Origin of the sequence: Streptomyces himastatinicus ATCC 53653, from assembly GCF_000158915.1 — a bacterium.
Lineage (GTDB): Bacteria > Actinomycetota > Actinomycetes > Streptomycetales > Streptomycetaceae > Streptomyces > Streptomyces himastatinicus.
In genome coordinates this window covers 1600400-1611713 of sequence record NZ_GG657754.1, presented here as the reverse complement: position 1 = coordinate 1611713, position 11314 = coordinate 1600400, and the positions used below count along the sequence as shown (strand labels likewise).

The 11314-nt window shown below is 70.5% G+C and carries 7 protein-coding genes and 4 pseudogenes; 8 read left to right on the top strand and 3 right to left on the bottom strand.

What is annotated here, in order from left to right; translation table 11 throughout:
• A pseudogene (locus tag SSOG_RS06160) lies at positions 1-296 on the top strand (serine/threonine-protein kinase); the annotation flags it as partial.
• A gap of 41 nt (positions 297-337) precedes the next feature.
• On the opposite strand, the gene SSOG_RS06155 reads toward SSOG_RS06160, so the two are convergent.
• A complete protein-coding gene (locus SSOG_RS06155) occupies positions 338-2398 on the bottom strand; it encodes an NPCBM/NEW2 domain-containing protein (protein WP_009713345.1) in 2061 nt (686 codons plus the stop codon).
• A gap of 210 nt (positions 2399-2608) precedes the next feature.
• Here SSOG_RS06155 and SSOG_RS06150 point away from each other — a divergent pair, with 210 nt between their 5' ends.
• The 4 genes from SSOG_RS06150 (at position 2609) to SSOG_RS06135 (ending at position 6959) form a co-directional block, all read left to right on the top strand.
• Positions 2609-3892 (top strand): ABC transporter substrate-binding protein, encoded by a 1284-nt coding sequence (locus tag SSOG_RS06150; RefSeq protein WP_208867330.1) that lies wholly within the window; start codon positions 2609-2611, stop codon positions 3890-3892.
• 12 nt (positions 3893-3904) lie between these two features.
• Positions 3905-4819, top strand: a complete 915-nt coding sequence (locus tag SSOG_RS06145) for a carbohydrate ABC transporter permease (protein ID WP_009713343.1) — start codon at positions 3905-3907, stop codon at positions 4817-4819.
• Positions 4816-5736 (top strand): carbohydrate ABC transporter permease, encoded by a 921-nt coding sequence (locus SSOG_RS06140; RefSeq protein ID WP_009713342.1) that lies wholly within the window; start codon positions 4816-4818, stop codon positions 5734-5736. Before SSOG_RS06145 ends, SSOG_RS06140 begins: the two co-directional genes overlap by 4 nt.
• Positions 5737-5924: 188 nt before the next feature.
• Positions 5925-6959: an NUDIX hydrolase gene (locus tag SSOG_RS06135; RefSeq protein WP_009713341.1), complete on the top strand. Its 1035-nt coding sequence runs from the start codon at positions 5925-5927 to the stop codon at positions 6957-6959.
• 57 nt (positions 6960-7016) lie between these two features.
• Here the strand turns inward: SSOG_RS06135 and SSOG_RS06130 are convergent.
• Positions 7017-8379 (bottom strand): annotated as a pseudogene (locus SSOG_RS06130) (M20/M25/M40 family metallo-hydrolase).
• Between the two features lie 148 nt (positions 8380-8527).
• On the opposite strand from SSOG_RS06130, the pseudogene SSOG_RS06125 reads away from it, so the two are divergent.
• Positions 8528-9728, top strand: a pseudogene (locus SSOG_RS06125) (geranylgeranyl reductase family protein).
• 7 nt (positions 9729-9735) lie between these two features.
• Here the strand turns inward: SSOG_RS06125 and SSOG_RS06120 are convergent.
• Positions 9736-10188 (bottom strand): nitroreductase/quinone reductase family protein, encoded by a 453-nt coding sequence (locus SSOG_RS06120; protein ID WP_039936698.1) that lies wholly within the window; start codon positions 10186-10188, stop codon positions 9736-9738.
• A 136-nt stretch (positions 10189-10324) separates the two neighbouring features.
• On the opposite strand from SSOG_RS06120, the gene SSOG_RS06115 reads away from it, so the two are divergent.
• Together SSOG_RS06115 and SSOG_RS54740 are read left to right on the top strand one after the other, a co-directional pair.
• Positions 10325-11023, top strand: a complete 699-nt coding sequence (locus tag SSOG_RS06115; protein WP_039936697.1) for a TetR/AcrR family transcriptional regulator — start codon at positions 10325-10327, stop codon at positions 11021-11023.
• Between the two features lie 101 nt (positions 11024-11124).
• A pseudogene (locus SSOG_RS54740) lies at positions 11125-11314 on the top strand (hypothetical protein); the annotation flags it as partial.

The following is an 11314-nucleotide window of genomic DNA, read 5'->3' as shown; positions in this document are numbered from 1 at the left end:
GCCCCGGCACCGCCCCGGCGTGCAGCGACATCGGCGGCGGCAAGTACAACTGCGTGGTGTGGCGCGACGCCACGTCGTACACCCACGGCGGCGAACCGGTCGGCGCCCTGAAGCAGGGCGTCAACTACTTCTATTGCCAGGAGAACCTGAACCGCCCCGAGCGGTACGGCAAGTGGACGAACGTCTGGTGGGCGAAGACGGACGACGACAACGGCAACAAGGACGTGTACGTCAGCGATGTGTACGTCCGGGGCGGTGACAACGACCAGCCCCTCCCCGGGCTGCCGGTCTGCTGAGACGGCGGCAAGGGGGGAGGCCGGTCGCCGGGGGCGGGACGTCAGCAGCTGAACGCCGCGTCCGCCCAGTCCCCGTGGTCGCTGGTGACGTCGTCCCCGCCGTCGGTGACCACGAGCCGGACCGTCGTCGCGCCGTCGACGGCGGCGCTGATGGCCTTGGCCGGATCGGCGTTGGTCAGCGTCCCGGTCGACAGCACCTTGGTGTCGTCCGCCCACACCTCGAAGGCGACCGTTCCGGCGGTGCCCTCCTCGTCGTCCACGCCGACCTTCGCGGTGAACGCGGTGCAGTGGCCGCCGGTGTAGTACGTGACCTCACTGGGCGCGTGCACGCCCAGACCCTTGGCGTGGACGGTGCCGTCGAGGGTGATCGGATGACCGTCGCCCGCCGCGTTCTCGCCGACGCTGGTGTCCTTCTCGGCCGGACCCCAGCCGTTGGCCGCGCTCAGCCACGGCAGATCGCTCGCGTAGCTGGCACCGGAGGGCGGCGCGACCACCACATGGACCGGCACGGGCAGTTCGGTGCCGACCTTGTCGCCGCGCGCGGAGCGGTAGTCGGCACGTACGGTCAGCTCGTACGCCCCGGGCTTGACGTCCTTCGGAGCGGTGACCTGCCAGCGGGTGGCGAGCCTGCTGCCGGTGGGCAGGGTGGCGGCCCGGGTCGGCCAGCTGGTCCTGATGCGCCAGCCGTCGGGTCCGGTGAGCTCGACCCGGGCCTGGTGGGCGGCGGTGCCGCCGAAGTTGCGGAGCGCCGTCTCGACCGGTGCGGTGGCTCCGGCCTCGGTGAACGGGGCGGCGCCGGCGCCGAGTTCGGCGGCGGGCGGGTACGAGGCCCAGCGCCGGTCGGCGGAGACGCGGTAGAGCACCGTGCCATGGGCCGGAACGGTGGCCGCCACGGAGCCCGAGGTGTTCTGGTCCTGGTTCCGCCACAGATCGCGCAGCCGGTATCCGTCGGCCTGCGGCAGACCGAGGCGGGCCGCGGTGGTGGCGATGCGCTGCGGCCGCTCGGTCTCGTTGAAGAGGGCCACGGCGCGGCTGCCGTCCGCCATCTCCTTGGAGATCACCCAGCGCCCGCCCTCCGAGGAGAGCACGGTGCCCTGCTTGCCCAGCGGGTCCTGGTCGACGGCGATGACCTCGCGGTTGCCCAGGATCTCGAACGTCTTGGCGTCGGCCTTGCGCAGATCGGTGCCGATCAGCAGCGGCGCGGCCATGACCGACCACAGCGAGAAGTGGCTGCGGTACTCGGTGTCCGTCATGCCGCCGTTGCCGACCTCCAGCATGTCGGGGTCGTTCCAGTGGCCGGGCCCCGCGTACGGGGCGAGCGGCAGGTTCTTCTTGGTGATCGACAGCATGCTGCCCCAGCTGTCGCTGATGTCACCGGTGGTGCGCCAGAGTTGGCCGACATCCGCCGCCCATTCCCACGGCTTGTTCTGCCCCCACTCGCAGATGCTGTAGACGATCGGGCGCCCGGTGGTCTCGGACGCGGCCTTCAGCGCGTCCCGCATGGTGCGGTAGCGCTGCTTGGCGTCTACGCCCTGGTTATTGCAGTTGTCGTACTTGAGGTAGTCGATTCCCCAGTCGGCGAACTGCTGGGCGTCCGACCTTTCATGGCCCAGCGCCCCGGGGAAGCCCGCGGTGTTGCAGGTCTTGGTGCCCGCGCTGGTGTAGATGCCGATCTTGAGGCCCTTGGAGTGGACGTAGTCGGCGACGGCCTTGATGCCCTTGGGGAAGCGCACCGGGTCCGGGACGAGCTTGCCGTTCGCGTCGCGCTGCGGCCGTGCCCAGCAGTCGTCGAGGTTGACGTAGGTGTATCCGGCGTCCTTGAGCCCCTTGCTGACGAAGATGTCGGCGATGCCCTTGACCATCGCCTCGTTGAAGTCCGCTCGGCAGTGGGTGGAGTTCCAGTTGTTGAAGCCCATCGGTGGGGTGAGCGCGAGCCCGTCCTTGGCGGCGGCTGGTGCCGCCGCTGCCGGTTCGGCCGTGGTCGGCCGGGCCGCGGCCGGCTGGGCGGCGGCGGGGAGGGTGAGACCGGCCGTGCCGAGCAGTGCGGCGGCCAGTCCTCCGATGACTCTGTGTCTCGCGGTGCGTAAAGAGCGGTGGCGCATGATGCGGATCCTCCGTTCTCAACGGGTGACGCAGCGTCGCAGTCGCGTCACATGCGAGCGTTTACGGTAGGCCGTGTTGGAGTCTGTTGGAAGAGATGCGATAACAGTTGTTCGATATCTCGTCCAAACCCTTGACTATGCCACCTCTCGCCCGATGTGATCCAGCCACTCGCGTTCGGTTGTGTTTGATTGATCCTCTGTGGAGGGCACATGGCACAGTCACCGTCAGGACATCGGATCTCCCGCCGCATGCTGCTCCGGGGCACCGCGATCGAGGCCGGGGCCGTCACCCTTCCGGCGCTCCTCACCGCCTGTGGCGGTCCGGGCAACGAGGTGAAGATCGGCTCCAACGCCTCGGACGCCGTGCCACGCAAGGCGTTCGCCGAGGTGTTCGCGGCGTACAAGAAGAAGACGGACAAGAAGGTCAAGGTCAACACCGTCAACCATGAGGCCTTCCAGGAGGGCATCAACCGCTATCTGAAGGGCACCCCGGACGACGTCTTCATGTGGTTCGCCGGATACCGCATGCAGTTCTTCGCCGAACAGGGGCAGCTCGCCGAGATCGGCGATCTCTGGAAGGGCTTCAGCGGCTTCTCGGACGCGCTCAAGAAGCAGTCCACCGGCAAGGACGGCAAACAGTACTTCGTGCCGTATTACTACTACCCGTGGGCGGTCTTCTACCGGAAGAGCGTCTTCGAGCAGCACGGCTACGAGATCCCCAAGACCTTCGACGCGTTCCGGACGCTCGCCAAGCGGATGGACAAGGACGGCCTCGACGCCATCGCCTTCGGCGACAAGGACGGCTGGCCCGCCATGGGGACCTTCGACTATCTCAATATGCGGGCCAACGGCTACGACTTCCATGTCTCGCTGATGGGTGGCAAGGAGTCCTGGACCGATCCCCGGGTCAAGCACGTCTTCGACCTGTGGCGCGGCCTCATGCCGTACCACCAGCAGGGCGCCAATGGGCGCACCTGGCAGGAGGCCGCACAGAGCCTGGCGCAGAAGAAGTCCGGCATGGCGGTCTTCGGACTGCCCCACCCCGGGCAGCAGTTCTCCGCCGCCGACCGCGAGGACCTGGACTTCTTCCCCTTCCCCGAAATCGACTCCGCCTACGGCCAGGACGCCGTCGAGGCGCCGATCGACGGATTCCTGCTGGCGAAGAAGTCCAAGCGGCAGAAGGAGGGCAAGGAGCTGCTGAAGTACCTCGCCACCCCCGCCGCCGAGGAGATCTACCTCAAGCGGGACCCCAACAACATCGCGTGCAACGACAAGGCGGCCACCTCCGGCTACAACGCGCTCCAGAAGAAGGCCGTCGAACTCGTCTCCGGCGCGAAGCAGATATCGCAGTTCATGGACCGCGACACCCGGCCCGACTTCGCGTCGCAGGTGATGATCCGGGCGATCCAGCAATTCATCAACAAACCGAACGACATCGACACCCTGACCAAGGACATCGAGTCCCAGAAGAAGACCATATTCGCCGACAGCTAGGAGAATCGCGCCGTGCCGCTCACCACCGCGCGGCGTGCCAAACGGCGGGGACCGCGGAGGTTCACCTCTCGCGACCTCGCCGTCATCGGCGTGCTGCTGGGCATACCCGTCCTGCTCGACCTGGCCCTGGTCTGGGGTCCGACCCTCGCCTCCATCGGTCTGTCCTTCACCAGCTGGGACGGGATCGGCGACCTCCACTGGGTCGGCTTCGACAACTACCGGAACCTGTTCACCGAATACCCGCCGTTCTGGCCCGCGGTGCGCAACAACCTGCTGTGGGTGGCCTTCCTCGGCTTGGTCGCCACACCCTTCGGGCTGCTGCTGGCCGTCCTTCTCGACAAGGGCGTCCGGTTCAGCCGCTTCTACCAGTCCACGCTTTATATGCCGGTGGTGCTTTCGCTCGCCATCGTCGGCTTCATCGCCCAGCTGGTCTTCTCCCGCGACCAGGGCGCGCTGAACGCGATTCTCGGCGACAAGAGCCATCCGGTGGACTGGATCGGCGATCCCGATCTCAATATCTGGATGGTGCTGCTCGCGGCCGCCTGGCGGCACACCGGGTATGTGATGATCCTCTACCTGGCGGGGCTGAAATCCGTCGATCCCTCGCTCAAGGAGGCCGCCGCGATCGACGGCGCGAGCGAGACCCAGAGCTTTTTCCGGGTCGTTCTGCCCACGCTGCGGCCGGTCAATGTGATCGTCGGCGTCATCACGGTCATCGAGGCGCTGCGCGCGTTCGACATCGTCTACGCGATCAACCACGGCCGCAACGGGCTGGAACTGCTCTCCGTGCTGGTCACCGACAACATCATCGGTGAGGCCAGCCGGATCGGATTCGGCTCCGCCATCGCCGTCGTCCTGCTCACCGTGTCGCTGGGATTCATCGTGACCTATCTGGTCCAGGAGCTGCGAGGCGAGAAGAAGGGATGATCACCGACATCCGTCCGGCCCCCGCACCGGCCACAGGCACGGTGAGCGGCCCGGGGACGCGCCGGGTCCGCCCCGGGCGGCTCGGTCTGCACGCCTTCCTGATGACCGTCTCGCTGGCGTTTCTCGCCCCGCTGCTGCTCGCCGTCTACGCCTCGCTGCGGCCGTACGAGGAGACCGCGAAGTACGGCTATTTCTCGCTGCCGCGCCATCTGTCGTTCGACTACTACAAGCAGGCGTTCACCGACTCCGGAATGGGCAAGTATTTCCTCAACTCGATCCTCATCGCGGTCCCCGGAGTGCTGCTGACGCTGTTCCTCGCGTCCTTCGTGGCCTTCTCCGTCACCCGGCTGAAAATGCGGGGCGGGCTCGTCCTGCTGATGGTGTTCACGGCGGGGAACCTGCTGCCGCAGCAGGTCATCGTCACCCCGCTCTATGTCCTGTTCACCAAGATCGAGCTGCCCTACTGGATGTCGGACTCGATGACGATGTACGACTCCTACTGGGCCGTGATCGCCGTCCAGGTCGCGTTCCAGGTCGGCTTCTGCGTCTTCGTTCTCGCGAATTTCATGCGCACCCTGCCGATCGAGATCATCGAGGCGGCGGTGGTGGACGGCGCGGGGGTGTGGACGCGGTACTGGCGCATCACGCTGCCGCTGTGCCGGCCGGCCCTCGCCGCGCTCGCCACGCTGCAATTCACCTGGATGTACAACGACTTCCTGTGGGCGCTCGTCTTCATCTCCGACGGCGACAAGCTTCCCGTCACCTCCGCGCTCAACAATCTGCGCGGGCAGTTCTTCACCGACTACAACCTGCTGGCGGCGGGCTCGGTGCTGGTGGCGCTGCCCACGGTGCTCGTCTTCCTGCTGCTCCAGCGCCACTTCATCGCCGGACTCACGCTGGGCGCCAACAAGGGCTGAGGACTCCGCGGCGCCCGGCGGCCCCGTGCCGCTGGGCGCCACGGGGGCTTCGCGGGGCTCCACCGGGGCTTCGCGGGGGGCTCCGCGGGGCGTCGGCGGGGACGCGATCCGCGACTCAGTCGTATTCGGGCGTTTCCGTGGCAGGGTGATGCGGGCAACTGTCAGGAGGCGATGGATTAGGGGGAAATGTGATCGTCTGGCTGAACGGTGCGTTCGGCGCGGGGAAGACCACCGCGGCCCGTGAGTTGGTGGACTTCATGCCCGGCAGCACGTTCTACGACCCGGAACTGGTCGGCAACGGTCTGCGCATGATGCTGCCGCGCAAGCGTCTGGAGCAGGTCTCCGACTACCAGGACCTGCCGTCCTGGCGGCGGCTGGTCGTGGACACCGGCGCCGCGCTGATCGCGGAGGTCGGCGGCCCGCTCGTGGTCCCGATGACGGTCCTCAGACAGGAGTACCGGGACGAGATCTTCGGCGGCTTCGCCGCCCGGCGGATCCCCGTGCGGCACGTCCTGCTGCATGCCGATGAAACGATCCTTCGCCGACGCATAGCCGAGCGCGAGGAGATACCCGGCGACGCGGACGCCAGCGAGTCCGTACGCCGCTGGTGTCTGGACCACCTCGCGCCCTACCGCGCGGCCCTGGACTGGCTGACCACCGACGCCCATGTGGTCGACACCACCGGGCTCACCCCGCGCCAGACCGCCCAGCACATCGCCGACGCCGTCCGCGACGGCGCCGGGAACTGCGACATCGTGCAGACCCCCGAGCCGACGGCGGAAACCCTGGCGGCCGGGGTCCTGCTCTTCGACGAGGCCGACCGGGTGCTGCTGGTCGACCCCACGTACAAGCCCGGCTGGGAGTTCCCCGGCGGCGTCGTCGAGCGCGGCGAGCCGCCGATGTGCGCCGGGCGCCGCGAGGTGGCCGAGGAGCTGGGCGTACGGCTGGACGAGCCGCTGCGGCTGCTGGTCGCCGACTGGGAACGCCCCCAGCCGCCCGGCTACGGCGGCCTGCGGCTGCTGTTCGACGGCGGCCGGCTCACCGCAGGCGAGGCCCAGGAGGTGCTGCTGCCCGGCGCCGAACTGCGCGGCTGGCGCTTCGTCACCGAGACCGAGGCCGCCGACCTGCTGCCCCCGGTCCGCCTCAGCCGCCTCCGCTGGGCCCTCCGCGCCCGCGAACAGGGCCGCCCCCTGTACCTGGAAGCCGGGGTCCCGATGGGCTGACCGACCGCCGGGCCGTCCCGGGCCGCGGGCCGGCCGGCCGGGGCTGCCCCGCCCGGGTCAGGACTTCTTGCCGGTCGCGTACGCGCCCAGGAACAGGGCCTCGGTGAGGGCGAGCTTCTCCAGCTCTTCCGGGGAGACGCTCTCGTTGACCGCGTGGATCTGCGCCTCCGGCTCGCTCAGGCCGATGAGCAGGATCTCCGCCTCCGGGTACAGCGAGGCGAGGGTGTTGCACAGGGGGATCGAGCCACCCTGGCCCGCGGTGGCCATCTCCTGGCCGTCGTACGCCTCCCGCATGGCCTCGCGCATCGCCTCGTACGCCGGGCTCCCGGTGTCCGCGCGGAACGGCTGGCCCTGGCCGACCTGCTCCACGGCGACCCGCGCGCCCCACGGCGCCGCCGCCTCCAGGTGGGCGGTCAGCAGACGGTTCGCCTCGGCGGCGTCCACGCCCGGCGGGACCCGCAGGCTGACCAGCGCCCGCGCGCTCGCCTGGACGGAGGCGGTGGCGCCGACGACCGGCGGGCAGTCGATGCCCAGCACCGTGACCGAGGGACGGGCCCAGATGCGGTCGGCGACCGTGCCCGAGCCGATCAGTTCGACCCCGTCGAGCACCCCGGCGTCCTTACGGAAGTCCTCCTCCGGGTACTGGAGGCCGCCCCAGGACGTGTCCGGGTCGAGGCCGTCGAACGTGTTCGAGCCGTCTCTCCGCGCGCAGCGAGTCCAGCATCCGGATCAGCGCGGCGAGCGCGTCCGGGGCGGCGCCGCCGAACTGGCCGGAGTGCAGATTCCCTTCGAGCGTGTCCACCGAGACGCGCAGCAGCGTCATCCCGCGCAGTGTCGCGGTGACGGTCGGCAGTCCCACCCGGAAGTTGCCCGCGTCGCCGATCACGATCGCGTCGGCGGTCAGCAGTTCCGGATGCGCCTCGGCGTACCGCTCCAGACCACCGGTGCCCTGCTCCTCCGAACCCTCCACGATGACCTTGACGTTGACCGGGACGCCGCCGTGCTCCTTGAGCGCGCGCAGCGCCGTGAGGTGCATGATCAGGCCGCCCTTGCAGTCCGCCGCGCCGCGCCCGTACCAGCGGCCCTGCCGCTCGGTCAGCTCGAAGGGCGGGCTGAGCCAGGCGTCCTCGTCCAGCGGCGGCTGCACGTCGTAGTGCGCGTACAGCAGCACCGTCGGGGCGCCGTCCGGGCCGGGCAGGAACCCGTAGACGGACTGGGTGCCGTCGGGAGTGTCCAGCAGCGCCACGTCCTCGAACCCCTCGGCGCGCAGCGCGGCCGCGACCCACTCCGCGGCGGCCTCGCACCCGCTGCGCGGGAACTGCGCCGGGTCCGCCACCGACGGGAAGGCCACCAGCTCGGCCAGTTCGGCCAGGGCACGGGGCTGGAGTGCGGCGACGGTGGCGGCGAGGTCCTGGGCCATGGGGGAACGCTCCTGGGATGCGCGGCGTTGGGTGGTGATGTGCGGGTCTGTGCGGTGGCCCGATCATCCCACAGCAGGTTCACGCGGAGGTGAGCCGTAGGATGCCCGGTAGGCGCATCAGGACGGGCGATTGGGAGCGGAAGCACACGTGAGCAGCGACAACGCAACCCCGGACAAAGAGACGGTATGGGATGTCGTCGTGGTCGGCGCGGGGCCCGCGGGTGCCTCCGCGGCGCACGCCGCGGCGTGCGCCGGCCGCCGGGTGCTGCTGCTGGAGAAGGCCGAACTGCCCCGCTACAAGACGTGCGGCGGTGGCATCATCGGCCCGTCGCGCGAGGCGCTGCCGCCCGGTTTCGAACTGCCGCTGCGTGAGCGCGTGCACGCCGTGACGTTCTCGATGAACGGCAAGCTGGCCCGGACCCGCCGCTCCAAGCACGTGCTGTTCGGGCTCATCAACCGGCCGGAGTTCGACGCCGGTCTGGTCGAGGCGGCCAAGGACGCGGGCGCCGAGGTGCGGACCGGGGTGTCCGTCACCCGCGTCGAGCAGCACGGCCCGTCCGTGCCCGACCGCCGCACCGTGGCCGTCGTGCTCGCGGACGGCGAGACGGTGCTGGCGCGGGCCGTGGTGGGCGCGGACGGCAGTGCGAGCCGGATAGGCGCGCACGTCGGGGTGAAGCTGGACCAGGTCGACCTCGGCCTGGAGGCGGAGATCCCGGTTCCGGAGACGGTCGCGGAGGACTGGGCGGGCCGGGTGCTCATCGACGGGGCCGAGGGAGCGGCCACGCAGCGTGCGCGAACGGGCGTCACGGAAACTGACGGTGACGAACTGGGCGCGCGGTGAGGGCGCCGGGACCAAGCGCTACCTCGAGGACTTCATCGCGCGGCTCGGCCTCGCCGGGTTCGAGCCGAGCATCTCCTCCGGCCATCTGACCCGCTGCCGCAGCGATGACTCGCCGCTCTCCCGCGGCCGGGTGCTGGTGTGCGGGGACGCGGCCGGACTGTTGGAGCCGTGGACGCGGGAGGGGATCTCCTTCGCGCTGCGCTCGGGCCGCCTCGCGGGGGAGTGGGCGGTACGGATCGCCGAGGCGCACGACGCGGTGGACGCCCGGCGCCAGGCCCTGAACTACGCCTTCGCGATCAAGGCCGGGCTGGGCGTGGAGATGGGCGTCGGCCGGAGGATGTACGCGCTGTTCGCCCGCCGCCCCGGGATGTTCCATGCGGCGATGACCGGCTTCCGTCCGGCGTGGCGGGCGTTCACGAAGATCACGCGCGGTACGACGACGCTGGCCGACCTCGTCCGCACCCACCCGGCGGCGCGCCGGGCCCTGGCGGCGATGGACAAGGGGTAGCGGACGCCTACGCGCCGGTGGCGCTGACGCGGAAGACCGGGTGCATGGCCGCGATCCGGGCGAGTTCGGCGTCGGGGGAGGTCGCGGTCACGCCGTCGAAGAAGGCGCCGACCTCCCACCCCCACCGCTTCAGATAGGCCCGCAGCACGGCCGCCTTCTCCGCCCCCTCGGGCAGCTCGACGGCGGTGAACGGCCGCGTTCTGCGGCCCTTGCTCAGCTGTCCGCCCCAGGCCGCCCGCAGATTGCGCACCCATTGGGCGTTGCCGCGCGCCGAGACGAGATAGCGCCCGCCGTCCAGGGCCAGCGGGTTGACCGGTACGCGCCGCAACGCCCCGCTGGTCCGGCCGGGCACGGACAGCTCCGCCGTGCCGAAGAGGCTGAGCCCCTGGCGCGCCAGCCAGGCCACGGTGCGGTGAACGGGCACCTCGAAGCGGCGGGGCTCGATGTAGTGCTGTGTCATGACGTCCTCCGTCTGCCGTGATCCACGATGAGAGCGGTGCTCTCGTTCAGGAGCATTGTGCGCAGAGCGTTCGGCGCCTGGCAAGAGCAGTGCTCTCTTTTTGGGGCGCCGCTCCGAAAGGTGGCAGACTGGCCGTATGACCGCGATCCGAGGGGCCAGGGAACGGGCCCGCGCCGAAGTGACCGCCGCCATCAAGGAAGAGGCGCGCCGCCAGCTGGCCGACCAGGGGGCGGCCAAGCTGTCGCTCCGGGCCGTCGCCCGCGAGCTGGGCATGGTCTCCTCCGCCCTCTACCGCTACTACCCCAGCCGCGACGAGCTGCTGACCGCGCTCATCGTGGACGCGTACGACGCGATCGGCGCCGCCGCCGAGGCCGCGCTCGCCGCCACGCGCGGCGACGACGATCCGGTGGCGCGCTGGACCGCGGTCTGCCGGGCGGCCCGGGCCTGGGCGCTCGCCCACCCGCATGAGTACGCGCTGATCTACGGCTCCCCGGTGCCGGGCTACTCCGCGCCGCAGGCCACGGTCGCTCCCGCCTCCCGTGTCGCCCTCGCCCTCATCGCCGTCGTCCGTGACGCCTACGCCGCGGGTGCCCTGCGCGTACCGGAGGAGGCGGAGCTGCCGGAGGGTGTGCGGGCGGACATCACGGCCCTGGCCGACACCCTCGGCACCGAGCTGCCCGCCGCGGCGCTCGCGGCACTCGCCGCGGCGTGGGCGCAGCTGTTCGGGCTGCTCAGCTTCGAGCTGTTCGGCCAGTTCCAGGGGGTGGTGGAGGCGCGGGAGGAGTTCTTCACGCACACGGCCGCCGCCCTGGGGCGGCACGTGGGCCTGGGGTAGCGGGCCTTCTTACGGACTGCCGCGGTCTACTCCGGCGGGAGTACGGGCGATCACCGCGCGCGGGGGACGCCGTTCGCGGGCGGCCGGTCTAGCGTTGCCGTATGCACGAATTCACGGGGGAGCGGGGCCCGGAGCGCGGGCCGGGCGGGTGGCGGCGCGGGGTGCCATGGCGGGGCGGGCCATGGCAGGGCGGCCCGTGGCGGGGCGGGCCGTGGCGAAAAGAGCCGTTCGGCCCGCCGGGCGGCGCCGTGCCCTGGCGCTCCTCGCTCGCCGTCGCCGTCGTCCAGCTGG